Source organism: Halobacteriovorax marinus SJ, from assembly GCF_000210915.2.
GTDB classification, from domain to species: domain Bacteria; phylum Bdellovibrionota; class Bacteriovoracia; order Bacteriovoracales; family Bacteriovoracaceae; genus Halobacteriovorax; species Halobacteriovorax marinus.
Genome location: NC_016620.1, coordinates 2407242 through 2432571 on the forward strand (window position 1 = coordinate 2407242; position 25330 = coordinate 2432571).

Genomic DNA, 25330 nt, shown 5'->3' on the forward strand with positions numbered 1-25330 from the left:
ATGAGTACTACTATTTTACTTAAGGATTTATTTTTTTCAAACGCGGAAAGAATTAGGGTTAAAAACCAGGATTGATTTTTATTAAAAAATCAAATTTTGTTTTGAGTCTAAGATTTGCTTTTGGAACGGCATCAACTTTAAGTCTTATATCAATTGAAAATGTTCTATTATTTTTTAAAATATCTTTAACCTTTCCATTATCAATTTTCATTCTAAAACACTTAAAATCACAATTCTCATCAATCTTTCCATCCCTCTTATAACTAAAGAGAATGGTAGAATCTTTTCCGTCGTATATAGGATTTGGATTTTCAGTGTCGAGATAAGTCGGTTTAACTTGTGTAATAGTTGCTGGAAGCTTGTCCACAATAAGAAAGACATCTAATGATTGTACGAAGCTCAGGTCTACAACTTCTTGTGTAGTGGCCTCACCATTTGCATCAACTTTTTCAACTACCGCTTCAGAAGTGTCAATAAGCCTTACTTCTGCACCTGTAAACTCAACTTCTTTTAAAATATTAAAGTCTATTTCATTTAGCTCAGGAAATTCATAGGTCATTGTCTCAAGCTCAATATACTGCCCGTCACCCTCTTGTAATTCAATATCGGCGAAGCTAGCTATAAGACGCTGAAGAATATCCCCGACATCTCCACCTATACCTCTGACTTCTGTTCCAAAAGCATCAACGTTTATATCATCAACATCATATGAGAGCTCCACTGCATTGTCCTCTAGCTGTGCCTCAAGGGTCTCTATTCCAAAAGCAGGAGTTATTTTCTCTTTTGAACAACCAAGAGTGCAAAGAGAGAGAATAAGTAGCAGTGATACAATTTTCATAAGTCTCCAGTCATTTACTAACGCAACCAGTCATACCAATAATCTCCATCACAAACAATATCTATGTATAAATTTCAGGAGGATAAATTTATAATAAATACAACAACTTAGCCTTGAGTATTTTTTTCATACAGACTATCAATTAAATATTTTTTAACTATAATGACACCATGCACAACAAACTAAAGCAAACGCTATTTACCGTGGCGATTCTCTTCTCTAGCGAGATGACTCTGGCCGCCAGCTACGACACTTTACCAAAGGGAGTGCGTCTAGGTGGATATCGTCATGTCTTAACTGATGGAATCAACTCTGACTATGGATCAAGTAGTACAGAGAGCCAGTACGCTTTAAAAGAAAGCCTTGATGCAAAAAATCTTGAATCAATTAACGATGCAACTAAGCAATACTTTGAGCAATTAAAAAGTATCAACCCAGGTGCCTATGATAGCTTTACCTTTGGAGAATACGCCGCAGATGCTGAAGGTAGAGTCTCTGTAAATGGCTTTGGCCTTGGTTGGGGAATCACTAATAACTTAACCGCCTATTTCTCTGTTCCAATCTATAAAGCAAATGTGAAATTAAATATTCACAGAACTAAGGGAAATAACCATAGTGAGACTCTTAATCATATTAATCAAAATTCAAACTTAACTGCTGAACAGAAAGTTATCCGTGATATCACGGCTCAACTTCCAGACGCTAAAGAAGAGTTACTTCAATCTATTATCGTAAATTACTATCAATATAAGCCAATCGGAAATTGGGAAGCCCAAGGACTCGGAGATATTGAAGTTGGCGCTATCTATAAATTAGTAGATGCTGGAGATTATGGACTCGCTGTTGCCGGCGGCGTTGTTCTCCCAACAGGAAGAGAGGATGATCCTGATACACTTCAGGACATATCATTTGGAGATGGCCAAAGTGATATCTTTGCAGAAGTATTTACTGGAAGAAGTTTCTTTAAACGAAAGCTAGACTTAGATTTAAACTTTAGGCTTACTTATCAAATGTCAGCAGAAAAGCGCTTAAGAGTTCCAGAGAGCTACGACTTTCCCCTCTCTAGAGAGGTCGATTACTTTAAAGAAAAACTTGGGAATAAAGTAAATCTTTCTTTTGGACCTACTTATCACTTTACTCACTGGGCTTCACTATCTTCAACATATGGTTACGAGCTCCAAGGAAAATCGAAATACGAATCATCCCATTCTCAGGCAAACGATATACTTGCACACAACTCTGATAGTGAGTCCCACAATATTAGGCTAGCTGCTAGTTTTAGTACAGTGTCTCTCTATCAAATGAAGAAATTTGTTATGCCTCTATCAGTTTCTCTTAGAGCACAAAAGAAAATTGCTGGAAGAAATACGCCTAAGCATTCTCAGTATGAATTAGATTTTAAGTTCTTCTTTTAATGTAGATGGGCCAAGAAAACTTGTCCTCCATCTTCATATAAGTAGTTAAATGGGTCCTTCTCGAGTAATAGAAAACCGTCTAAATCCAAGTAATCTACTCCATAGGCAATATTAATGGCCGAATTAATTCCTAGAGAAGTCTCAACCATACATCCAACCATTGTCTTTAGCCCTAACTCTCTTGCACTACGTAGTTGGTTAAGTGCTTTAAAATAACTTCCGGACTTCATCAATTTGATATTTATTCCATGAAATTGATTCGCCAAATCTCTATTCACATCCCCGTTTGTAATGGATTCATCAGCTATAATCTCTACAGGAGAAATTGGCTTTAATGCTAAGTATTCTGCATGAGAGTCACTCGAGAATGGTTGCTCTAAGAATTCAATATTGAAGTTTCGAAGAGGTCCTTCAAAGAGCTTCATAACTTGGTCGGGGTCTTTCCAACCTTCATTGGCATCAATGCGAAGAGGTCCTTTGTAAAACTTCTCTACTTGTTTAAGAAATTCAATATCTGACTCTGCGCCTACTTTAAGCTTTAGAGCACTAAAGCGCTCTAGCCTATTGTCAGCAATAAAGGACTCAACTTTTGCTGGATCCATAATTGGCACAGAGAACGATGTTTTTACTTTTGAGAGTGTATTTGCCCCAATGATTTGGGCCACAGACATATCGGCCACGTGGGCCATATTGTGTATAAAGGCAGACTCTATTCCGAATCTAAGAGAGCTACATACATCAGCTTTCTTAAATACCGGTTCTAGATCGGCTAAAGTCGTTAATGATCTTGGACAAAGAGAGATAAACTTAGCAAATTGTTCTTTTATCAGCTCTAGAGACTCTCCATACCTTGAATTAAATGCGACCTCTCCTAGCCCAAGAACACTATTGCTATTGTACTCAACAATTAAATTCTTCTTAACGTCACAAGAACTCCTTGAGATCGCCCAAGAAAATCGCAGTGGTAACTCTATTTCTCTAATTTTCCAATTACTCATAATGACAACTTTTCACTCACAACATATCATAGATAATAATATTACTATTATCCCTCGAATTGCTATGAATTTAAAGCTTGAAGATTTGTCACAATATATAGTTCTTTTAATTTTTATCCTAGTCATTATAAAAGTTCTAGGGGCAGGTTTCTCAACGACCTTAATGGAACTACTCACAGGAAAAAAGAAAGAGGAAGAATTCGATCTAGACACCTTAGTTAAGAGAAAGGCCAATCAACTAAACTTCTCTAATCCCCCATCAACACAAGAGAAGCAGAATTTAAAAACAAAATTAAATCAGCTAGAGGGAGATAAGAAACAGGTCTTAATTGAGCTTTTAAACTCTCTTGAATGGGGAGATATTATAAAAACTGAAGCTCCTGAAAGTACAAAGTTACTCACCGACTTTCAAAGTACAAGAGGACTTTCTAAAATAGTGAGACACTTCTTTGAAAAATGTTTTACCTCTGACTCTGATGAACTTTATAAGAATTGGCAGAAAGTTTATGACAACTCAATTCTTTGGACTTCACTAGTTAACGGGTCCAAGACAGTACCCGAGAAAAAAGCTCTCATACTATTTAGAGTCAATAATATTGAAGAAGTTCATAAGATGAAGCCTGAGCAGATTACTAGGGAAATGGAGGCTTCTCTACTTCCAGAACATATTGAGCAAATAAAGTTTAACGATTCAGACTTCACAACTGTAAAAACTGCGGAAATATTTGAAAATTTCACTAAAAAAACGAATCTTTTCAAAAGCTTATTGCCTATTTCTCCGAAGAGTAAGGAAAATACAAAGGAATGGGCTTACGAAGTACTGGAGTTAAATGATACGCCTGCAGATGAAGAAGTAGTAAAGAAAAGATATAAAGAGCTAACATCAAGAATTCATCCTGATAAGTTTAGTTCTCTTAATCTAAACGAAGAAATGCTTCTTACTCTAAATGCGAATCTTGCTCTCGTTAATAAGGCCTATACCTTTTTGAAAAAATAGGTGTGTCATGAACAAGAAAAGAGAACAACTCGTAAATCAGCTAAAAGTTGAAATTGTAAAAATTATTAGTGAGACAAATGGGATCTCTCTCAGTGACACCCTAGAGCTTTTAATTCAATCAATTAAAATTAAAGAAAACTCGCTAGTTGAGAAGTCACTTTTGGAGTTCAATCATTTACTAACAGGTTTTCAAATTGATGAAGTCGATATAGACACGCTCCTCACTCACCCTGTGGGAGAAGCTCTGTTTGGTTTCTTTAAGTCATTTCCTATTCCCTACAATGAAGAACATATTCACTTAACAGGTTCACTGAATGCTGAATTTATCTACCCAAGATTAAAGAAACTACTTGAGGGAGAGAATAAGGCCATCTATGAAAAGAAGATTAAAGATGTATACGGCGAAGACTCAATCCCTATTAACTCCATTGATGATGTAGATAATTTAATTCGCTTAAAAGAAGGTGAACAATTTAATAAATATTTAGAGATTCTCTATCTTGCTAAACTTGTTCTTGTAGATAGAAAATCTCATGAAGATGCCTCATATCACATGGCAAAAGAGCTTTATACGAAATTCAACGTCGGTCAGATTAGGCTAAAGTTTACCCTCTCTAGATCGACGACAATTGAAACAGAAAAGATTCCTGGAATTGAAGATATAACAGAAGAAGATGTTGTCCTAGGGCTCTATGATGGATTTAAAAAGTTTCAACAAGAGAATAACTTCTTTAAGTTCATACTCTCTCCAAGTTTTAGGAAAGAGAATAACTTCTTTGACTCTGAAAATTATGAAACTAAGCAAGATCATTTTAATGCACAAGTGAACTCTCTACTGGAAATTCTCGATAAGCACTCCTTTTTACGTCCTTATGTATCAGAGGTAGATACAGTTGGAGACGAGAGGGAGCTCTATAGAAAAGTTCACTTTAAACAGATGAAGTCAGGCCTTAGAAGATTACAGTACAATGGTTTTCAAATTAGATCACACCACGGTGAAACCTGGAAGACTCTAAAGAAAGGTGTGCAGTCTGTAGATAATGCTATGAATATTTGGCATATCGATACTCTAGAGCACGGTCTCTCTCTTGGTATAAATCCAAACTTCTACTATCACTCACTTATGCAAAGAGTTTTAGAGAAAAATCAAAAAGAAGAGAAACTCAAAGAAGGAAGTCAGGAGTATAACGAAATTCAAGATATGGAGTGGCATGATCAAAATGTTAAAGAAAAAGTTCTTGGCGGTACTCCTTTATCAGATGATGAAATTATAAGCTTTACCAAAACGAAGTTCCATACTGCAAGAGAAGTTGAACACTACCAGCATGACGTACTCAATCGTATGATTAATAAACAAGTTTCACTAGTGGCACTTCCCTCCTCTAACTTAAAGCTTACCGGATGTTTCCCTGACTATAAGGACCATCCGTTCTCTTGGTGGGAAAAGAAAGGTGTAAAACTTGGTGTTGGAACTGATAACTACATCACTCTTTCTACAAACTTTATTCAAGAGATGCTAATACTTCTCTTTTCAGACCCTATTAATTTAAAAATTACAAAATTACTTATGGTCTCTACAAAGGAAAAGAGAAGACCGTTTATTAGTCACTTACTCTGGGAAATGAGAAAAGAAATTGTTAAAGGGAAAGTTGAGCCTTAATCTCACTGGAAACCATTTCTGGTGTTATATCAACCATACACTTTTGCCAGATATCTTGAGAACACTTGCCGCGTCCGTCCTTTGTACACGGTCTGCATGGAAGATCTACTTCCAAGGTCTTAATGTGATCTCCTGTTGCAAAGCCAAAGGCAGTTGGGCCCATGAGAGAAATCCCTTTTCTTCCTAGTAGATCGGCCACATGAATGAGCCCCGTATCAGCAGAAATTAATAATTTAGTTTTAGAAACAATATAACAGCTCTCAATTAAGCTCAATTTTCCAGCAAGGTTCGTTACCCTTTGTGGATCAATCTCTCTGAGTTCCTCGCAAAACTTATCCCCTGGGCCACCAAGTACAGTAAACTTTAACTCTTTATTTAAAGAAATTAATCTCTTCCAGTAATCCAGTGGCCAGCGCTTCATTTCCCAGGCAGCGGAAGGAGCAATAGCAATAGAGTCACTTTCAAATGAAGTTGGAATACTTAACTTAGAAAAGTCCCACTCTGTCGGTTTAAAGTCTCTCGCATCCTCAATTCCCCACTTTAGCAATGGAGTGAGATAGCTAATTATTCCGCGATATGGATTTTCAAAGTAATTCTTTCTAAACGTAAATAAAAGAATTCTCTTAATCCTCTCCTTACTTCTTCTTATAAAGTGAGGTGGAAAGAGAAATGAACTTAGAACTCTTGAGCGTAAATTGGAGTGAGCATCATAGACGTGAGTATAATTCTCTTTTCTTAGCTCCCAAGCAAGTTTTAATAGACCAAGAAATCCCTTCTTCTTATCAAAACTCCAAACTTTATCTACAGATTTATTTAATAATAAGAGCGAGGACATATCACTGCGAGTCACCCAGTGAACTTCTCCCGGAATATTCTCTTTAACCTTGGGCAAGATACTCATACATTGTACAATATCTCCAAAGCTTGAAAATCTTATTATCAATACTTTATTCATCTTTCCATCATAACTCATTTTTTTTAATTTGCCCAAGAGCTGAATAAAGTCTTATTATTGAATAATAACAAAAGAGAGAATTATGATGCGTATTTTACTTTGCCTAGTCCTATCAATAAACACCTATGCTTCTGTCCAAAATGATGTACTAACCACACTTTGGCACGAATTAGGTCATCCACCAAAGAAGATAGTTAAAAAAGAGAATGATCAGCGCAACTATCCTAATACTCTGGCTAAGAAAGAAGAAAAGAAAGTCATGCCCATAAAGGAAAAAGAGCTCAGCCCCGGTCAAAGAAAAATAGAAGAAATAAAAGCGCGCAACAGAAAGTTAATTCAACAAAGAAAGGTAGAGTCTCACGCTTCAGATAATATATACGATCAATATAGAAAGAACTTAAGCGATCTAAAAAGACAAACAACGACTACACTTGCCTCTCAAAAAAATATGATCAACAAAACAAGAGAAAGGTGGAGAGCAGCAAGAGATGAGTTCTTAAAAAATCTCTCTCATTATAAAGAAAATACATTTTCACTTGAAAGTGTCGGTGGAAACTTCCAGCGAGCACCTCTTAAACTTCTTTCAACTTCGACTCCCCTCTCCAGAGGAGAAGATTACTACGTCGTTAAAAATGCTTTTAAAGTTGGAATTAAAGACCAAGGAAAGAGACCTACCTGTAGTGCATTTGCAGGAGCCAGTGCGATAGAGATTATGCTAAGGCAAAATCAATCGAATGTGGATGTCTCTGAACAATATCTATATTGGTCCTCAAAGCCCTATTGTCAAAAGTCTCCATGCTCTAAAAAAGGAAGCTGGATTAGCTACGCCTATGACAATTCAATCAACTCTAAAGGATTCAACATTCCTAGCGAAGGAAACTGTCCTTATAATAGTTTATCTAGGCCAGGAAATGAGACTCAGATCCCTCTCAGTTCAAGTTGTCAAAAAGGAGTCGTAAAAGTAGATAGCTATCAGAAAATTTCTACATCTTCTAAAATCATCGAAGCTCTCGAAAAGGATCGTCCCATCATCATTGGGGTAAAACTCTCTCCTAATTTCTACACCACTTCAGGAATCATTACCTACCAAGATTCACTAGTTGGTGGTAAAATGGATCAACATGCAAGTGGTCACGCACTCTTACTTATCGGCTATATGAAGCTGCCTAAAAAGCTCGCCCATGAAGGAAGAGTTTGTTACATCACTGCAAATAGCTGGACTCAGGGATGGGGAGCTGGAGGCTACGGTTGCCTTAGCGAGAAATGGTTGACTCAATATAAAGTGAATAATCCATTTCTAGCACTTTCAAAAGTTAGGAGTTTATAAATGCCGTTTACATTACAAAATTTTACAAGTCTGATAAAGGTTGCGGCCCAAAATAATGCCAGTGATGTACATATAAGAAGTAATGAATCTCCTAGTTTGAGAATTAGTGGTGAATTAGTTCCCGTTCAATCTAAGCCATTTAGTTCTGAAGATATTGAAGACATTATTAGAATTATTTCAAAAGATAAAACTCACGAAGTAAATATAGCCGAGTTAACTGAACTCGACGGCGGGATGGAAATAGAGAACCTCTGCCGAATAAGATATAATATTTTCAAGTATAATGGTATGTTTGGAATTGTTCTAAGGTTAGTTAAACTTCAAATTCCAACTATAGACCAATTAAACCTGCCACCAATTATTAAGAAGATTTCAGAGAATCAAAGAGGGCTCGTCCTAGTAACAGGGGCCACAGGCTCAGGTAAGTCTACTACTCTTACGGCGATGATAGATCACATGAATAAAACAAGGGCCTCACATATTGTGACGCTTGAAGACCCTATTGAATATATTCACACAAATAATAAATCTAGAATTTCTCAAAGAGAAATTGGTACAGATACACCTAATTTTACAGTGGCCCTAAGGTCAGCTTTAAGACAAGACCCAGATATCATTCTCATTGGAGAAATGAGAGATGCGGAGACGATTTCAACAGCTCTCAAGGCAGCCGAAACCGGTCACCTTGTTCTCTCTACAGTTCATACTACAAATGCTCTATCTACTCTTAGTCGTATTATCTCAATGTTCCCACACGAGGAACAAGATGAAATTAAAAAGAGGCTTGCAACTTCACTAAAGGCCACCATTTCTCAAAGAATGCTCAAGGCAAATACAAAGTCAGGAATTGCAATAGCCCAAGAGATAATGATTACCAACCCTGGTATTAAGGAATGTATCCTTGGAGAGGAGCCTCTAAGTAGAATCGTTAATATTATCAGAGAAGGAAAAGGAAGATCTGGTACAGGATCACAAAGCTTTGATCAACATATTATGGATCTATATAACGATGATTTAATTACTAAAGAAACAGCGCTTGGTGCAGTTGAATCAGAGTCAGATTTCTTACAAATGTTAGATTTCGAGTAGTTCTAGCTATTGTCTAGAACTACTGTTCCCGAAATATAATCGTGAAGTCCACGCCTTCTTCTATTTAGAGGTATCATCACAATGCCAATAACTGAGGCTATCGCAATTGGCTTAGCAAAGTACTCCCTTATGATTATAACCCCTAGCGGTGCCTTTGCCTTAAGAGTACCGATTACTTTCAACTTTAAAATCTTTTTTCCAAGGGACTTCTGTGTTGAGGCCTGGGGAATAACAACGATTAAAAAATGAATGACTAGCGCTATGACTATACCGCCAATATCAAGAGGGATTAAATTAATGATTTCTGGGCCAAGTATTGTTTTAAAAGTTTCTCCGAACTCAGGATAGAAAACAACACCTGCTTGTCCTGCAGCAACGATAACAATAAGAAGCGCCAAATCAATAATAAAGGCGATACCTCTTTTCCAATTTGGTGCCGGATCTACGATATCTCTATCTTTTATAGAAGTGCCTCCCGCCTCTCTTGCCATTTGTCTTCGAGACTTTCTACGAGGAACAGATCCTGCATCTAAATCTATTTTCACTTCTTTTTTAGAATTTTTTAATAATGGTTTATTGGTAATTTTCTTCTTTTTCTTCTTCGCTGGAGCTTCATCGTCTAGGCTGAAGTTCCAATCATCTTTCTCATCTGACATAGTATGTTTAACATCCTGTTAAAGGGCCTTAATTTCGGCCACAACTCGATCAACTTCTTTCTTTGCCTCATCACAGGCAGTCTTCCACTCCCCGTGACTTAGGTCTTTATTTAAGTTCATTAATAACTCACCTAACTTCTTGGTGGCATTATTAAATTCTCTAAGTTTCTCAACTGCGAGAACTTCATCATCTAAGTTCTCGAGTTTTTCCATAATTTCATCTAATTCAGTATTATCAATACTCATACTTATTTAACCGCCGTGAGCTTTTCGCCTTTTTGCATGTGAATCATATCATTTAGAATAAAGAGAGCTTCTTCTAGACCTGCATCTTGTCTAAGTTGCTTAGTCCAATCATCATTACGATCTTTGAAGTCTTTCTTCCACTTCTTCTCATCACCTTTTTTAATCTCTTCATGCATACGAACACTATCTTCGTAAAATGAAACCATTAGATCTTTATTTTGCTCATCTAACTTTAGTTTTTCAGACATTTCTTTATTTAACTTATCTTCTTTAATTACTTTTTGCATATTTAAAGAAACTTTTGTGTCCTCTCTTCTCTTTGTTAAATACTCTACCGATTCTTGAATTTTAGAGAATCTCTTAGAGCTCTTAACCCTCTTAGAACTTCTCTTCTTAAGAGTTGAAAGATCATACTTATTCTTATCCCAGTGCTTAAATGTGAGCGGCTGAACTCTATCCCAAGGAAGAGCATATTCTAAATCTTGCTCTCTACTCTTTGTATATTCATAAGGATCTGGAATAGTAATATCTGGAGTTACACCTTTAAATTGAGTTGACCCACCAGTTACTCTATAGAACTTTTGGATTGTTACTTTTAGTGCTCCCATTTCTCCACCAAGAAGTTGCTGAATAGGTCCATGGTTTAAGTTTAAAACTGCTTGAACAGTTCCCTTACCGTGAGAGTGAGCCCCACCTACAATTACAGCTCTACCATAATCTTGTAATGCTGCTGCTAAAATTTCTGACGCCGAAGCTGAGAATCTATTCGTCATAACAATCAATGGTCCAGCATAAGTTACTGAAGAGTCAGTGTCGTTTAATACATCTACTTTTCCATCGTGATTTTTAATCTGAACAATTGGACCTTTTTCGATAAATAGACCAGACATCTGCTTGGCGTCTTCAAGAGCTCCACCACCATTATTTCTAAGGTCTAAAATTACACCATCAACGCCTTTAGTTTTAATTCTCTCAAGCTCTGCTCTAACATCAGCTGTACAATTTATTGATGAATTTTCAAAATCTCTATAAAACTTTGGTACGTGAATATAGCCAACCTTTAATCCAAGACCTTTTAACTCTAAGACAGAAGATTTCGCGAATGACTCACCAATCTGAACAACGTCTCTTTCGATCTCAATTTGCTTTCTAGAACCGTCAGCTTTCTTAACCTTCAGTTTTACGATTGTTCCCTTCTTTCCCCTAATATATCTAACAGCATCGTCAACACGCATACCTACGAGGTCTACAAAGTCACCTGTCTCTTGCCCAACAGCTAGAATTAAGTCATCAACTTCTAATTCCTTCTGTCTCCAAGCAGCTCCACCAGGAACAATTTTAACAACCTTGATATATGGATCTTCTTCCGAGAGAACTGCTCCGATCCCTTCTAAACTTCCAGAGATATCAATGTCGAAGTCTTCTTTTCTCTTTGGTGGAAGGTATTGTGTATGTGGATCATAAATTGAAGCTATTGCATTAAAGAATTTTTCTTCGTAGTCATTTCTATCATCTTTCATAAGACGGCTAAAGAAACTCTTATATTTTTTAGAAATTCCTTCATGAGCTTTTTTTCTAATTTGAGCATCTGTTAGGATCTCTACCTTCTCTTCTTTCTTGGCCTTCTTCTTTTTCTTATCTTTTTTCTTATCATCTTTTTTAGGATTCTTTAATTCATCCTGCTCTTCTTTCAAACTTAGGTATCTATTTAAAGTTGCCTGCTTAAAAACTTTTCTCCAGTGATTCTTAAGTTCTTTGTGATTCTTAGAGAAGTCTCTTTTTTCAGGATCTAGCTCTAAGCTCTCATCTAAAGACCAATCGAATTCTTTCTTAAAAATTTCTTGCCTTACCTTATCTACTTCAACAACTCTTTCTCTAAAGATTTTAATCGCATCATTAACTAATGAATGCTTACCTGAGAGCATTTCATTGTGCATCTCACCTTTATACTTACTGAGAAGCTTAACATCACTCTTTAAGAAGAATTGCTTACCGTAGTCTATCTTCTTAAAGAATTGATCATAGGCCTTCACCGATAGATCATTATTAATTTTTAACTTTCTATAATGATAAGTCTCAAGAGCATTTCTTAGGATATTTCCAATAATCTTTTCTTTTTTTACATTTGGAACAATGTCGGCAGTAATTAAATCTACACTTCTCGCTTCTTCCTTCTTTTTAAAACTCGTTTGAGCCAATTTCTTAGGTTCTTTAGCATTAATTTGAAGGCTTAAAACAAGCGATAAAATTAATAGAAAATTTAATCTTCTTTTCATTTCTTCTCCGACTTAGACTATTTAGAATTGCGATAGTCCTGTAATTTTACATCTTTATATGATACGTGCAAAATACAACACCATAAAGTGAGAAAAATATCACAGATAAGAAAATTAATTGTTATGGGAATGTCAAAATATTAACGTAGCAAAGTATTCGGCTATTTAAGCAACTCTTCACACTCTCCTAATACATTTATACGATAAACCTCTGCATCCTTAATTGCCTTCTTTAAGAGGTCTGTATAATTGTGTTCAGTTGCAAAGTTCTCCATATACTTATAATCGGCTTTTATAACTGGGTGCTTCGGAGAAAACAAACTACAAGCATCATCATGTGGAATGATGGAGATATCGTGTGTTCCTACTTCTTGGGCCTTTCTAATAATTTCAATTTTATTAAAACCGACTAGAGGTCTCAGGATTAATCTCTTAGAGAAATTATCTAAGACAGACATATTCCTCATTGTTTGACTTGATACTTGACCAAGAGCATCTCCTGTTACTAGAGCATCAGCTTTTACTCTATTTGCTAAAAGGTTTGCTGTATCGATCATATATTTTCTAAAAAGAATTGTTCTATACTCTTCATAACAGTCGTTAGAAATTGCATTTTGAATTTCTCCAAATGGAATAACCCAAAGCTTACAGTTCTTTTGGTACTGTCCTAGAACACTACAAATATCAATGATCTTTTCTTTTACCTCTTCACCTACATAAGGATAAGCGTAGAAGAAAATGAAGTCTTGCTTACATCCTCTCTTAGACATCATGTAACTTGCGACAGGAGAATCAAATCCTCCGGAAATAAGTGTTACCACGTGTCCACTTGTTCCAACAGGAAGTCCACCTGTCGCTTTAAACTTCTCAGTTGAAATAAAAATATTCTCCGACATAACTTTAATATCGATAAGAATTTCTGGATTTCTTACATCAACCTTCAATTGACTAAATTCTTTTAAAAGAAAGTGTCCTAACTCGCGTTGTAAGTCCATTGAACCATGAGGAAATGACTTATCCACTCTCTTACACTTTACTTTAAATGTAGTGATTCTATCTGTTAGCTCTTTCTTTAACTTTTCTACGATCGCTGGAAGAATTAACTCTTTTTCTCTATCGATACTAATGGCAGGCTGGACCGTTGAGATTCCAGGGATTTTAACAATCGCGGCAATACACTCTGATGAAAATACATTTTCGGCCTCAGCGACTAGTCTCTGTTGATCATTTCTAAGACTAACTTTCTGTTCAGTTTCACAAGCTCTAAGCACTGCTTGAACATGCTCTCTGAGGGTTTTAAAGTAGAACTTTCGATTCTTACCTTTTAGCCACAACTCATCTATATTTATAATTAAATTTTTGTACATTTTATTCTCTCTATATTCTTTTAATTTCTTTAATGACTCTATTTAGATTCTCTATAAAAGAATCAACCTCTTCTCTAGTCGACTCTCGTGAAAAGGAAACCCTTAATACAAATTTATGTTTTGCTTCATCAATCCCCATCGCAGCATAACCAGCATTATACCCCTTGGCCTTTGAAGAACATGCCGAAGAGCTTGCCACAAAAATATCTTTCATCTCTAAATGTCTAAGGACAATATCACTTGAGATCTGAGGAAGTATTAAACTTAAAATATAAGGCGACGTATTCTGGAAAGAGAAAGGAAATTCAATTCCAAGATTAAGTTCCGCTAACTTTTCTCTCAGATAGACGTTTAACTCACTTACTCTACTAAAATTATCGCTCAGTTCACGTTGGCCAACATCTATGGCCGTAGCAAGACTTAAAATAAGTGGAGTATTCACTGTGGATGATCTTAGGCCTTCCTCATGTCCACCACCAAGCATTTGTGCGCTTAACTCTACGCCACTCTTTATAAAGAGCGCCCCCACTCCCTTTGGTGCACCTATTTTGTGTCCAGAGATAGTGTAGCTATCAATACCTGTCGCTAGCTTTACTTCGATTTTATTAACCGCCTGAACACCATCGACGTGAATATGAATGCGAGGATTCTTTGCCTTTACCTCTTTTGAAATCTTTTCTATATCGTAGAGATTACCGCTTTGGTTATTCACATGACTTAAAATGAGCAGAGCTGATGAGTCATCAATTTTATTAACGAGATCGCTCAGGTCTATATCCCCACCTAAATGTAATTTAATTTCTTCTTTTTGTGTTTGTAGACTCTGTGCTGGAACAACTGTGGAAGGATGATCTCCCATAGAGAAGTGAACTTTATCCGAATCTCTTAACTCAAGTCCCTTAATAATGAGATTATTCGCCTCAGTTGCAGATGATAGAAAAATGAGTTGATCACCACGCTTGGCCTTAAAGGTCTTTAGAATATTAGCTCTGACTCTTTCAATCTTCTTCTTTGAAAGTTTTCCCAGTTTATGAGCGGCAGAGGGATTAGCATAATCCTCTTGCAGTGATTTTACTAAGACATCTAACGCATCACTAATTAGCGGCGTAGATGCTGCATGATCAAAGTATATCATCTTAAGTCCTTATATTTCTAAGTGAGGGATCATGCCTTACGTAACACCTAATGTCAAAACAAGTTTTCCCCTCTAGACCCCTATATAAGTTTTGGATTATTTACGGACAAGAGTCTACAATTAGCTGTTATTTTATTTAATCAAAGGAATGATTTATGTCTCAAGCTGGATACTATAGTGCACCTGAAATATATGGAAATAAACTCTACTTTATTTGTGATGATGATATCTGGTGCCAAAAGCTAAATGAAACGTCTTCTTTGGCCACAAGAATAACTTCAGAAAAAGGAAATATAACTGGGCTTAAGGTATCTCCTGATGGAAGTAAAATTATTTATACTTCAACACTAGAGGGAGGAAGAGATATCTACCTCTGCTCAAGTGAAGGTGGAATACCTACGAGATTAACATTCACTCAAGGAATGAAGATCCTCTCTTGGAGAGATCAAGATGAAGTCATTTGCTCTTCTTCACATGAGCACTTTACTGCTAGAGAAACTCTTCTCTACTCACTAGATTTAAAGACTAAGAAATTGACGCCCTTAAGCCTTGGTCCTGCAACTTACTTTGAGCAAGCTCATACAGGAGAGCAAGTTCTCGGCAAGAATAATGGAGACCCTGCAAGATGGAAGAGATATAGAGGTGGAACCGCTGGAACTATTTGGCTAAAAGAAGTCGGAAAGAACTTTAAACAAATCCTTAAAAATATTCCTACAAATCTAACGTGTCCAAAAATTATCAACGATCGTATTTTCTTTATCTCCGACCACGAAGGTATTGGAAATATCTACTCAGTGACTTTAAAAGGACGCGGACTTAAAAGGCACACGCACGAACAAGAGTTCTATGTAAGAAGCTTCTCTCACTATGAAGGAATTATTGTCTTCTCTTCGGGGGCAAAATTACACTCGCATAACTTGATGACTGATGAGAGCTTTACACTTGATATCGTCGTAAACTCACAATTTCTTCAGGCCAGAGATAGATTCATCTGCGCAGAGAAGTACCTCCAAGATTTCTCACTTTTTAAAGACGCGCAAAGAATTGCAATTAACTCTAGAGGGAAATTATTTGTAATTCCTCCTTGGGGTGGAGCTCCAACAAGAATTGGTTCTCCAAGTTCTCGCTACAAATTACCTAGAGTCTTAAATCTAAAGAAGAAAGAAGTTATATGCTCCCTCAAACTCGATGCAGAAAATGAAGAGCACCTGGTTTTCTTTAATTTAGAAAGCAATAAAGAGACTTCCGTTTTTGAAAAGGAGGATTGGGGGAAGACTTTTGAGCTCTCCCCAAACCCAGTTGAGCCTATCATTGCACTCGCTAATAATAGAAATGAATTATTTATTATTAATATTGATAAAAAGAGTCGAAAGAAAATAGAAGACGGTGTTGGTGATCATATTAGAGATCTCTCTTGGTCTAAAGACGGGAAGTATTTAACTTATATAAAGTCTGATAGTCCATCAGAAGTCGACAAGAGTATAAGAGTTTATGATCTAAAAAAGGGAAAGACTCATAGAACAATTAACAATATTGTTTCAGACACTTCTCCTATTTTTAGTGACTGTGGAAACTATCTCTACTTTATTGGCGCTAGAGAGTTTAATCCTTGCCCTTCAGAGTACCTATTCCAATTTGGATTCCCATTTCTTGGTAAGGTTTACGCCTTGGCCTTAAATAATCATACCCAACCACCATCAAAGAAGTTTTTAAACCTTGATATCGAAAAAGAAGATGAGAAATCTGACGATAAAGAAAGTGAGATCACTATCGACTGGAACGGTTTATCAGATCGAATAGAGTCGCTCCCCTTCTCTCAAGGTGGCCATTACAAGCTCTTCACATATAAGGATATGGTTATTTCATTAAAATCAAGTATCGCTCCAAACGATCCTAACCAAGAGAGGTGGGGAAGTTCTTCTTATGAGCTTGTCAGCTACTCTTTGAAGGATAAGAAGGTAAAGACACTACTCTCTCAGGTAAGTCCTGAGAGAATTGATATTCAAGGTAAATATCTAATCTGTGAAACAGAGGGTGAACTTAGAATTATTAACTTAGAAAGTAAGCCTACTGATGAAGATGAATACAATAAAGTAGATGGATGGGTCGATTTATCGAGATTAAAAGTAAAGCTCTCACCTCGAGAAGAGTGGAAGCAGATGTATAGAGAGGCCTGGATACTGCAAAGAGAGCATTTCTGGGTAAGTGATATGTCAAAAGTAGACTGGGAAGAAGTCTACTTAAAGTACTTGCCAATACTTGAGAGAGTCAATACTAGGAGTGAATTTAGCGATCTTATTTGGGAGATGCAGGGAGAGCTTGGAACAAGCCACGCCTATGAATTTGGAGGAGAATACCCTAACTCTGGAAACAACTTAAGAACGGGAAGCTTGGGAGCGACTTTTTCATATAATCCAAAAACTCAATCCTATACTATAGAAAATTTTCTCAGAGGAGATAGCTGGCTTCCAGGACACCACTCACCATTGGTTCAAGCAGGTGTCTCATTAGAAGAAGGAGATCAAATCTATTCACTAGATGGAGAGCGTTTTGAATCTCAAAGCTCCCTAAACCTTCTTCTTGAAAATAAGGCAAACGAATTTATTTCACTTGAAGTTTTAAGAAAGGGAAAGAAGAAGAAGGAAAGTGTCGTAGTTAAGACTTGCTCAAGTGACACCATCATTCGCTACCGCCAGTGGGTCAATTCTAATAGAGAGTATGTAAAGAAAAAATCTAATGGAAAACTTGGCTATCTTCATATCCCCGATATGAGTTTAAAGGGTATGTCTGAATTTTGGAGGGCCTATTCAGTTGAGAGTTTCTGTGAAGGTCTAGTTATCGATGTTCGCTATAACGGCGGGGGAAGTATTTCCCAGCTCCTACTAAAAGAACTTCAACAAAAAGTTCTGGCATTTAATACGAGTCGATGGTTTGGAGAAAGTCACTACCCTATCTATTCTGTAAATGGACCGCTCGTCTGTGTTACCAATGAGCACGCCGGAAGTGATGGAGATATTTTCTCCCATGCTTTTAAAATGCTCAAACTTGGTAAGCTCATTGGAAAGAGAACTTGGGGTGGTGTAATAGGTATTTGGCCAAGACATACTCTAAATGATTTCTCTCTAACGAGTCAGCCAGAGTTCTCTTTCTGGTTTAACGATGTTGGATATAACGTAGAAAATTATGGAACAGAGCCTGATATCGAAGTCGATATTACACCAGAGGATTGGCATATGGGTAGAGATACTCAATTGGATATGGCCATTGAGACAGTTCTTAAAGACTATAAGAAATCGCCCCCAATTAAGCCCAATCTTTCAAAAAAACCTAACCTTAAAGCGCCAAGGCTTCCTAAGGATAAGTCATGATCAAAAATCCTATGAAAATTCTAGGGTGGAGGGAGTACTGCTCCCTCCCAAGCCTAGGGTGTAAGAAGATTAAGGTAAAGGTAGACTCCGGAGCAAAGACCTCTTCACTTCACGCTTACAACTTAAAATATTACAAGAGAAATAATAAACAATATGTAAAGTTTGACATCCATACTTTTGAAAATAAAACTCCAGTTTCAATTGAGACAAAGGCCCGCGTCTTAGAATTTAGAAAAGTCAAAAGTTCTAACGGACACGTGGAAGAGCGACCAGTTGTAGAGACTGAAATAATTTTACTAGGCGAAACTTGGAAAATAGAGTTAACCTTAACCAATAGAGATGAGATGGGGTTTAAAATGCTCTTAGGTCGAGAGGCCATTAAAAAGAGATTCCTCATAAATCCAGCAAAATCATTTCTATGTAACAAGAAGGTAAAGAATGAAACTAGCAATTCTCTCAAGAGAAAAAAATAATTACAGTACAAGAAGATTAGTGGAGGCCTGTAAGGCCAGAGGTCATGAAGTAAAGGTATTAAATACTTTAAAGTTTGCACTTGATCTTGAGGAAGGTGATCCTGATCTATATTTTAACCAAAAGAGATTAGCCCACTACGATGCTATTCTCCCAAGAATTGGAGCTTCTATCACTTACTTTGGTACGGCGGTAGTGAGACAATTCCAGGCAATGGAAGTGTATACTCCCAATTCAGCAGACGGTATTCTCAACTCAAGAGATAAGCTTAGAAGTTTTCAAATCATGAGTCGTCATCATATTGGTCTTCCCTACACAACTTTTGTTAAAGACAAGAAAGATATCATACCTGCCATTAATAGAATTGGTGGTGCGCCAGTAGTTATAAAGCTTCTCGAGGGAACTCAAGGAGTTGGTGTTCTTCTGGCCCATACAATGGAGTCTGCGACTTCTATTATTGAACTGCTCCAAAGCCAAAAGCAAAATATTCTCGTTCAAAAGTTCATTGCTGAAAGTAAAGGAAGAGATATACGTGCGATCGTTGTTGGAGATCAAGTTATCGCAGCAATGAGAAGAGTTGCCCAAGGCCAAGAGTTCAGAAGTAACGTTCACAGAGGTGGAAAGACTGAACTTGTTGAATTATCGGATGAGTATAAAGAAGTCGCTATTAAGGCCGCCAAAATCATGGGTCTTGGTATTGCTGGCGTTGATATGCTAGAAGGAAAAGACGGGCCTCAGATTATGGAAATCAACTCATCTCCTGGTCTTGAAGGTATTGAAGGATGTACTAAGATTGATGTTGCTGGTGCATTTATTGATTATATCGCTGCACAAGTAGACTTTCCCGAAATTGATGTTCGCCAACAGCTCTCTGTGAGTAAAGGTTTTGGAGTCTCTGAAATCTATATCCCAAAAGAGTCTGCCTTTGTTGGAAACTCCATTATAAAATCGGGACTTCAAGAAAAAGATATTAACGTTCTCACTCTACACAGAGCGGGAAAAGTTATCCCCAACCCTAAAGGCGAGAGAATTTTAGAGGCCGGAGATAAGTTGGTATGCTTTGGAAGAATGGACTCTATGAAAGAGCTTATTCCGCTTAAGACTAGAAAGAAAAGAAGTCCAAAAATTAAAAAACTTAGAGTTAAAGATATTAATAAGGCAAAGTCTACAGAAGAGAAATATGAAAAGTAATGACAATAGAGATCCTGAAGTTTTAAAAATTGGAACTCACTCTATTAAAAGAGGACAGAGAGTTAATATCTCTATTAAAGTTGCTGCTCTCTACGACCACACTCCTCTATCAATTCCATTAGAGATTATTAGAGGAAAAATTCCGGGGCCAACTCTCTTTATTAGTGCCGCCATTCATGGTGATGAACTCAATGGTGTTGAGATCATAAGACGTATTTTAAAGAGAAAAGAAATTTCTCATTTAAGCGGAACTCTCATTTTGGTTCCTGTTGTAAATATTTTTGGGTTTAATAATAAATCGAGATACCTTCCCGATAGAAGAGATCTCAATAGATCGTTCCCAGGAAATAGTAAAGGATCACTGGCCAGTAGAATGGCCAAGATCTTCATGAAAGAAGTTGTTAAGAAATCTACTCACGGTATTGATCTACATACCGGAGCCATACACCGTACAAATCTTCCGCAAATTCGAGCTTGCTTAGACGACGAGAAAACTCGTGAGCTTGCACAGAGCTTTGGCGTGCCAGTCATCATAGATTCTAAACTTAGAGACGGCTCACTCAGAGAAGCGGCCAGAAAGAATAAGGTGACAACACTGCTCTTTGAGGGTGGAGAGGCCTTAAGATTTGATGAAGATGTTATAAAGTCAGGGGTAAAGGGCTGCATATCGGTGATGGAAAAAATCGGCCTCATCCCCAAACATAAGGCCAAGAAAGTTAAGAAAGTTCAAGAAGTCTATATTGCGAACTCTAGCTACTGGATAAGATCACCCCACTCGGGAACATTGAGCTTTAATAAGTCTCTCGGAGATAGAGTAAAAAAGGGAGATATTCTGGCCACAGTTTCCGACCCCTTTGGAAGAGAAGTAATAGAAATAACCTCTATAGATAACGGGATCTTAGTTGGGCAAAGCAAGCTTCCTCTCGTCAATCAAGGAGACGCTCTCTTTCACATTGCCACCTTTAAGAATTCAACTAAGGTGAAGAAAGCTCTAGAAGAATACAAGGATTCTCATACATAAAATCAAGGTGTTGTAAGATTTATTGAATAAGTAATAATTTCAATTTACACCCGCGCCGCACCATTTCATGATACAAGATGCCATTAATTTAGTTAGGAATAATTAATGGCAAAAATTGTATCGACAATCATGCTCATTTTCTTTTGCGCCAATCTTTGGGCGAGTGAAGTTGCTGGAAGCTTTATTTCTAGCGCACACTCTTTATTGCCTTCAAAGATGCAATTCCTAGAGACTGAAGTAAACTTCAAAAGAATGAATGAGAATGAACTAAACTCTCCATGCGATGAAGAAGGGTTCATCTACGGAAAGTATACTGAGAAGAGTGATGCCATTACTCTAAGTGAGCAGTTGCTAGATCACCTCCACCCTTCAGAGGAAATTCAATTTTCTTGTAAGCATAGAAATTTTTATAAGACAGCTCTCTCAACACTACTCCACGAATATATGCACGCCTACGAAGCAACACTTGATAAGTCAGAGAAGCTTTCAAATAACTATGAATTTCTTGCTCTAGGATTTTGGAAATTAAAGAAGGGCAATAAAAATAGAAATACTTATGCTCAGAGATCTCCAAATCTCTACGAGTACTCTTCAGCTAAAGAATTCATCGCTGTAAACTTTGAGTACTTCCTACTTGATCCAGAATATAAGTGCCGAAGACCAAACCTCTACAAGGCCTATGAGAAAAGTTTAAAACACTCTCCATTTAAAGATAAGCAATGTGATTCTTTAAGCGATATTTCAATGTCTGATACACAAGAGATAGACCTATTAAATATTGACCCTAAGAAGATTAGAGAAATCCACTACCTCTTTGCCTCTAAAGGAGAGGCCATGATGAGTCGTTGGGGTCACAGCATGTTTAAACTAGTAACTTGTGATGAGAGCTGGACTCTAGAGAAGTGTAGAAAGAGAGGAAAGTTTGTAGTCATTGGTTTTCTTGCCCAAGTTGCAGACGTTTCTATAAATGCTATTAAAGGAATCTTCGGCGAGTATCCAAGTGATATGGTTATCACAAGCCTAGATGCGATGAAAAAGCAGTACAATAGGGCCGAGCTTCGAGACTTAGAGAGTATTCCTCTCGACCTGAATCAACAGGAGAAGCAGAGATTTCTAAACCATCTCTTAAGAGTTTACTGGGAATACTCTGGTAAGTACTACTTCTTTACAAATAACTGTGCTGATGAGGCATTTAAGCTCATTCAAATTGCAAAGAATAAAGAAAAAATCTATGAGAAGAATATAATCACTCCAGTTGGTATCTATAAGTATATCCAGGAAAATAACCTCTCAAAAGACTACTCATTTAATAGTCGCGAAGAAAATATAAGAAACTCTCTTCTCTACCCAAGCTTTGCAAAGAACTTAGATAAGAGTTTTGAGAACCTCTCTTCCAAGTACAAGAAAACGTTTAGACAGAAAATTAAAAGACCAAATATTAATAGAGCAGAGAGAAACTTTAGAGAGCAATATAGAAAGATTAGATCAATCTCTGAGTACTCAAAACTACCGACCTTGAAGAGAAGAGAGATTATTGAAGAGGTAATCAAAAAGAAAGATAGAAAGAACTTCTTAGATCTATTTGCAATAGAGACTCAGGCCAATTATGTGACAAATAATCAACTACTATCTCAAATGCAGGAGCTTGCCTCAAAGAGTAAAGATGAAGAAGCAAAAGAGATTTTCGCAAAGTTAGTTGAATTGAAGAACACTATTACATTTGGAACAAGTTCAAGTGAAAGTGGTTATGGAATTCCTCAGCTTGGAGATATTGAAAGTGTGATTACACCTGAGGTAGAAAGCGCAACTCTTGAACTAAGAGAAGTTAAAGAGCAACTACAAGAAAAATACAAAACTATATTTAAGAATGAATTTATACAAATGGAAGAGTCCAATTTTAACAAAACAATAATCAAAAAAGCACTTCGAGATGTTTTATAAGGAGACAAACATGAAAAAGCTATTTTTAAGTTCAATGGTATTATTATTTGCAACTCAACAAGCACTTGCTCACAGAGAGACAAGATGTACAACAAGAAGAAATAGATATGGAGAAAGAGTTCAAACTTGTAGAACTGTTCACCACACTCACAGAGGTTCAAACTATGGAGACGGTTTCTTTGACGGAATGCTAGCTTCTACTCTACTTCTTATCACATCATCAGATGCGGATAGTGATTACAATAGAGACTTCTTAGAGTCAGAGATCACTTTTGCACTTGCAACTGCTGAAGGTGAAGAACTAGTACTCTCTACTGAGTTACAAGAACTTGTTGACGAGACAAGAGCTCTTAACGAGGGAACTGAGCTTTCTGACGAAGAAATTCTAGAAGCTTACCTACTTGAATTATAATTAAAATATTACGCCACAGGAGTAATCTTGTGGCGTATTTCTAGACAGTGTCCAAAGATAAGTCAGCCTAACCTACCAAAATCACATATATTTTCTGGCCCTAATTTTGCTTTTAAATATATATGAATTTAAAACTCTTAATCCTATTTATCCTCACCTTCTCAAGCGCTCTGGCCAGCGATGGCGAGTATACTTGTGGCAGCGTCCAGGGTTTTAATTTCAATACACTCTCTCAAAAAGTACTGGGAGTTAGCTATCAAATTGATAAAGTAAAAGAGTTAAAAAACAGTGGACTCAGAAGCTCTGCTCTGAACTTAGTTCAAGAAGGGATGAGCAAAGTCCAAAGCATCAGTGAAGAGTACAGAAGCTATGAGTTTTGCTACTCCTTCTCTAAAAGAGCACAACATAAAATCGACTTACTGGCCAAGTATAAAATTGAATTAGCTCTACTTCAAAAAGAGCTTAAAGAATTTGATGATTGTACCTTTGCTATAATGAAACTCGAAGAAGAGAGTAAGAGCATAAGCGAAGAGTCTTCATTCTATGAGAAATTTACTCAGACCTCAAAAACGCTTACTAAAGCTGAGCTCATTAGAAGAGATTACTCTTGTAACCAAGTGCAAAAAGAAAAGCTATCTCACTTCTTAATTGAGAAAAACCTCCTACTTTCAAAGCTTTATAAAGATAGTAAGAACTCATAGATTTCATCTATAACATATTAGGTTTTCCCAAATTGACCCTTCGGCATATTCTAGTCATAATAAACAGAGTTAAATTAAAAACTTCAAAGGAGTTTACTATGAGTATTAATATTGGAATTGCAGAAGGAAAGAGAGTTGAAACAGCTAAGGGACTTAGTCACTTACTAGCTGATAGTTACACACTCTATCTTAAGACACACAATTATCACTGGAACGTAACTGGACCAATGTTTACAACTCTTCATGAAATGTTTGAGACTCATTACAACGACCTCGCACTTGCAGTTGATGAGATTGCTGAGAGGATTAGAATCTTAGGTGTTAGAGCACCAGGTACATATAAAGAGTTCGCAGAGCTTTCAAATATTAAAGAAGATGACACTGTTCCAAGTGCAAACCAAATGATTCAAAATCTTCTTTCTGGGCACGAGCAAGTTGTTAATACGGCCAAGAATCTACTACCTATTTTAGATGGTGGTAATGATGAAGGTACACTTTCACTTCTTAGTGCAAGAATTGAGTACCATGAGAAAACTGCGTGGATGCTTAGAAGTTTACTAGAATAGATTACCTACGAATCAACGACTGGAAGCCAAGTTTAAAAATATATTTTATTCCAAGCTGTACAGTCGTTGTCGTTCCCTCACTATCAAATTGATAGCGATCAATAGAGGCATAAACATTAAAGCCTCTATTTTTTTTGAAGAAGTCAAAAGCAAGTCCGTAATTCAAACCTCCATGACTCTCACTCTTAAAACCATAAGTACTAGCAATGGCCTCTCTCGTGTGTGCTGCGACGTCATTTTCAATTGAATGAGTTACTTTATAAACGCCATAACCAAACTTAAAGTAAAGTCTAGGATTTAAATAGACATTCATATTTCCAACAAAAGATTTTTGATTGTGATTAATCGTATTGGAAGCACCGTCGTGAATGATATCACCTGTTGCATCAGTTCCAATATAAGAAAACTCAAGACCTAAGAAACCACTTCTAAATCCAAGAAGGTACCCTAGCCCCGCCCCCATTGGCTTAACGTTATACTCTTCCATTGGTTCATAATTTACCTTCGAATAATTTCCGGCAACTCCAATATACGTGAGAGCAGAAGAATTCACTGAAAGAATAAGTAATATGAGAATTTTAAATAAAGTTATACGAGTCAATTATTACTCCTCAACTTTATTCATTGTATCAATATATTTCTTAAGATTCCTTAAGGAATTGTTTTCCGATTCTACACATCATCTATTTAGACTTGCTAG

22 protein-coding genes are annotated in these 25330 nt (G+C 36.8%); 13 read left to right on the forward strand and 9 right to left on the reverse strand.

The annotated features are described in order from the left end of the window. Nucleotides 1-58: 58 nt before the first annotated feature. Nucleotides 59-838: a hypothetical protein gene (locus tag BMS_RS11390; protein ID WP_014244971.1), complete on the reverse strand. Its 780-nt coding sequence runs from the start codon at nt 836-838 to the stop codon at nt 59-61. Nucleotides 839-1008: 170 nt separating this feature from the next. On the opposite strand from BMS_RS11390, the gene BMS_RS11395 reads away from it, so the two are divergent. Next, nucleotides 1009-2253 (forward strand): hypothetical protein, encoded by a 1245-nt coding sequence (locus tag BMS_RS11395; RefSeq protein ID WP_014244972.1) that lies wholly within the window; start codon nt 1009-1011, stop codon nt 2251-2253. Here BMS_RS11395 and BMS_RS11400 read toward each other — a convergent pair. Then, on the reverse strand, nt 2250-3251 hold the full coding sequence (locus BMS_RS11400) for an enolase C-terminal domain-like protein (RefSeq protein WP_014244973.1): 1002 nt from the start codon (nt 3249-3251) through the stop codon (nt 2250-2252). The two genes, BMS_RS11395 and BMS_RS11400, sit on opposite strands and share 4 nt — an antisense overlap. Nucleotides 3252-3315: 64 nt before the next feature. Here BMS_RS11400 and BMS_RS11405 point away from each other — a divergent pair, with 64 nt between their 5' ends. Both BMS_RS11405 and BMS_RS11410 read left to right on the forward strand, forming a co-directional pair. Then, a complete protein-coding gene (locus tag BMS_RS11405) occupies nt 3316-4248 on the forward strand; it encodes a J domain-containing protein (RefSeq protein WP_157868280.1) in 933 nt (310 codons plus the stop codon). Nucleotides 4249-4255: 7 nt separating this feature from the next. Continuing rightward, on the forward strand, nt 4256-5908 hold the full coding sequence (locus tag BMS_RS11410) for an amidohydrolase family protein (RefSeq protein ID WP_014244975.1): 1653 nt from the start codon (nt 4256-4258) through the stop codon (nt 5906-5908). On the opposite strand, the gene BMS_RS11415 is transcribed toward BMS_RS11410, so the two are convergent. Further along, nucleotides 5886-6863, reverse strand: a complete 978-nt coding sequence (locus BMS_RS11415) for a glycosyltransferase family 9 protein (RefSeq protein ID WP_044558103.1) — start codon at nt 6861-6863, stop codon at nt 5886-5888. The genes BMS_RS11410 and BMS_RS11415 overlap by 23 nt on opposite strands. Nucleotides 6864-6945: 82 nt before the next feature. Between BMS_RS11415 and BMS_RS11420 the strand changes: the two genes are divergently transcribed. After that, nucleotides 6946-8190 (forward strand): C1 family peptidase, encoded by a 1245-nt coding sequence (locus BMS_RS11420; RefSeq protein ID WP_014244977.1) that lies wholly within the window; start codon nt 6946-6948, stop codon nt 8188-8190. Then, nucleotides 8191-9279 carry a type IV pilus twitching motility protein PilT gene (locus BMS_RS11425; RefSeq protein ID WP_014244978.1) on the forward strand — a complete coding sequence of 363 codons (1089 nt, stop codon included), beginning with the start codon at nt 8191-8193 and terminating at the stop codon, nt 9277-9279. A gap of 2 nt (nt 9280-9281) precedes the next feature. Here the strand turns inward: BMS_RS11425 and BMS_RS11430 are convergent, their stop codons facing one another. The 5 genes from BMS_RS11430 to BMS_RS11450 form a co-directional block, all read right to left on the reverse strand. Continuing rightward, entirely contained in the window at nt 9282-9935 is a 654-nt protein-coding gene (locus tag BMS_RS11430) for an RDD family protein (RefSeq protein ID WP_014244979.1), read from the reverse strand. An 18-nt stretch (nt 9936-9953) separates the two neighbouring features. Next, nucleotides 9954-10181, reverse strand: coding sequence for a hypothetical protein (locus tag BMS_RS11435; protein WP_014244980.1), 228 nt, complete (start codon nt 10179-10181; stop codon nt 9954-9956). Nucleotides 10182-10183: 2 nt separating this feature from the next. Further along, complete coding sequence (locus tag BMS_RS11440; protein WP_014244981.1) at nt 10184-12457, reverse strand: carboxy terminal-processing peptidase; 2274 nt, start codon at nt 12455-12457, stop codon at nt 10184-10186. A gap of 161 nt (nt 12458-12618) precedes the next feature. Then, nucleotides 12619-13824, reverse strand: a complete 1206-nt coding sequence (thiI, locus tag BMS_RS11445; protein ID WP_014244982.1) for a tRNA uracil 4-sulfurtransferase ThiI — start codon at nt 13822-13824, stop codon at nt 12619-12621. Nucleotides 13825-13834: 10 nt separating this feature from the next. Next, nucleotides 13835-14959 carry a cysteine desulfurase family protein gene (locus tag BMS_RS11450; RefSeq protein ID WP_014244983.1) on the reverse strand — a complete coding sequence of 375 codons (1125 nt, stop codon included), beginning with the start codon at nt 14957-14959 and terminating at the stop codon, nt 13835-13837. Nucleotides 14960-15114: 155 nt separating this feature from the next. Here BMS_RS11450 and BMS_RS11455 point away from each other — a divergent pair, with 155 nt between their 5' ends. The 8 genes from BMS_RS11455 to BMS_RS11490 all read left to right on the forward strand — a co-directional run bounded on the left by BMS_RS11455 (nt 15115) and on the right by BMS_RS11490 (nt 24630). After that, entirely contained in the window at nt 15115-18327 is a 3213-nt protein-coding gene (locus BMS_RS11455; RefSeq protein ID WP_014244984.1) for a S41 family peptidase, read from the forward strand. Continuing rightward, nucleotides 18324-18800 (forward strand): ATP-dependent zinc protease family protein, encoded by a 477-nt coding sequence (locus BMS_RS11460; protein ID WP_014244985.1) that lies wholly within the window; start codon nt 18324-18326, stop codon nt 18798-18800. Before BMS_RS11455 ends, BMS_RS11460 begins: the two co-directional genes overlap by 4 nt. After that, on the forward strand, nt 18766-19989 hold the full coding sequence (locus BMS_RS11465; protein ID WP_014244986.1) for a RimK family alpha-L-glutamate ligase: 1224 nt from the start codon (nt 18766-18768) through the stop codon (nt 19987-19989). The genes BMS_RS11460 and BMS_RS11465 overlap by 35 nt, the downstream gene beginning before the upstream one ends. Beyond that, nucleotides 19979-21010: a succinylglutamate desuccinylase/aspartoacylase family protein gene (locus BMS_RS11470; RefSeq protein WP_014244987.1), complete on the forward strand. Its 1032-nt coding sequence runs from the start codon at nt 19979-19981 to the stop codon at nt 21008-21010. Before BMS_RS11465 ends, BMS_RS11470 begins: the two co-directional genes overlap by 11 nt. 105 nt (nt 21011-21115) lie before the next feature. After that, nucleotides 21116-22951: a DUF7844 domain-containing protein gene (locus BMS_RS11475; protein WP_014244988.1), complete on the forward strand. Its 1836-nt coding sequence runs from the start codon at nt 21116-21118 to the stop codon at nt 22949-22951. A gap of 10 nt (nt 22952-22961) precedes the next feature. After that, nucleotides 22962-23363 (forward strand): hypothetical protein, encoded by a 402-nt coding sequence (locus BMS_RS11480; RefSeq protein ID WP_014244989.1) that lies wholly within the window; start codon nt 22962-22964, stop codon nt 23361-23363. A 122-nt stretch (nt 23364-23485) separates the two neighbouring features. Continuing rightward, on the forward strand, nt 23486-24064 hold the full coding sequence (locus BMS_RS11485; protein ID WP_014244990.1) for a hypothetical protein: 579 nt from the start codon (nt 23486-23488) through the stop codon (nt 24062-24064). 98 nt (nt 24065-24162) lie between these two features. Continuing rightward, complete coding sequence (locus tag BMS_RS11490) at nt 24163-24630, forward strand: Dps family protein (protein WP_044557553.1); 468 nt, start codon at nt 24163-24165, stop codon at nt 24628-24630. A gap of 1 nt (nt 24631) precedes the next feature. On the opposite strand, the gene BMS_RS11495 is transcribed toward BMS_RS11490, so the two are convergent. Then, on the reverse strand, nt 24632-25231 hold the full coding sequence (locus BMS_RS11495) for an outer membrane beta-barrel protein (protein ID WP_014244992.1): 600 nt from the start codon (nt 25229-25231) through the stop codon (nt 24632-24634). Nucleotides 25232-25330: the final 99 nt, after the last annotated feature.

Excerpts from the sequence above, each read along its gene's own strand:
- BMS_RS11490 (WP_044557553.1), top strand. The coding sequence starts at position 24,163 with ATGAGTATTAATATTGGAATTGCAGAAGGAAAGAGAGTTGAAACAGCT.
- BMS_RS11485 (WP_014244990.1), top strand. The coding sequence starts at position 23,486 with ATGAATTTAAAACTCTTAATCCTATTTATCCTCACCTTCTCAAGCGCT.
- BMS_RS11475 (WP_014244988.1), top strand. The coding sequence starts at position 21,116 with ATGGCAAAAATTGTATCGACAATCATGCTCATTTTCTTTTGCGCCAAT.
- BMS_RS11480 (WP_014244989.1), top strand. The coding sequence starts at position 22,962 with ATGAAAAAGCTATTTTTAAGTTCAATGGTATTATTATTTGCAACTCAA.
- BMS_RS11460 (WP_014244985.1), top strand. The coding sequence starts at position 18,324 with ATGATCAAAAATCCTATGAAAATTCTAGGGTGGAGGGAGTACTGCTCC.
- BMS_RS11425 (WP_014244978.1), top strand. The coding sequence starts at position 8,191 with ATGCCGTTTACATTACAAAATTTTACAAGTCTGATAAAGGTTGCGGCC.
- BMS_RS11400 (WP_014244973.1), bottom strand. The coding sequence starts at position 3,251 with ATGAGTAATTGGAAAATTAGAGAAATAGAGTTACCACTGCGATTTTCT.
- BMS_RS11450 (WP_014244983.1), bottom strand. The coding sequence starts at position 14,959 with ATGATATACTTTGATCATGCAGCATCTACGCCGCTAATTAGTGATGCG.
- BMS_RS11410 (WP_014244975.1), top strand. The coding sequence starts at position 4,256 with ATGAACAAGAAAAGAGAACAACTCGTAAATCAGCTAAAAGTTGAAATT.
- BMS_RS11470 (WP_014244987.1), top strand. The coding sequence starts at position 19,979 with ATGAAAAGTAATGACAATAGAGATCCTGAAGTTTTAAAAATTGGAACT.
- BMS_RS11415 (WP_044558103.1), bottom strand. The coding sequence starts at position 6,863 with ATGAATAAAGTATTGATAATAAGATTTTCAAGCTTTGGAGATATTGTA.
- BMS_RS11440 (WP_014244981.1), bottom strand. The coding sequence starts at position 12,457 with ATGAAAAGAAGATTAAATTTTCTATTAATTTTATCGCTTGTTTTAAGC.
- BMS_RS11420 (WP_014244977.1), top strand. The coding sequence starts at position 6,946 with ATGATGCGTATTTTACTTTGCCTAGTCCTATCAATAAACACCTATGCT.
- BMS_RS11465 (WP_014244986.1), top strand. The coding sequence starts at position 18,766 with ATGAAACTAGCAATTCTCTCAAGAGAAAAAAATAATTACAGTACAAGA.
- BMS_RS11430 (WP_014244979.1), bottom strand. The coding sequence starts at position 9,935 with ATGTCAGATGAGAAAGATGATTGGAACTTCAGCCTAGACGATGAAGCT.
- BMS_RS11405 (WP_157868280.1), top strand. The coding sequence starts at position 3,316 with ATGAATTTAAAGCTTGAAGATTTGTCACAATATATAGTTCTTTTAATT.
- BMS_RS11455 (WP_014244984.1), top strand. The coding sequence starts at position 15,115 with ATGTCTCAAGCTGGATACTATAGTGCACCTGAAATATATGGAAATAAA.
- BMS_RS11395 (WP_014244972.1), top strand. The coding sequence starts at position 1,009 with ATGCACAACAAACTAAAGCAAACGCTATTTACCGTGGCGATTCTCTTC.
- BMS_RS11390 (WP_014244971.1), bottom strand. The coding sequence starts at position 838 with ATGAAAATTGTATCACTGCTACTTATTCTCTCTCTTTGCACTCTTGGT.
- BMS_RS11435 (WP_014244980.1), bottom strand. The coding sequence starts at position 10,181 with ATGAGTATTGATAATACTGAATTAGATGAAATTATGGAAAAACTCGAG.
- thiI (WP_014244982.1), bottom strand. The coding sequence starts at position 13,824 with ATGTACAAAAATTTAATTATAAATATAGATGAGTTGTGGCTAAAAGGT.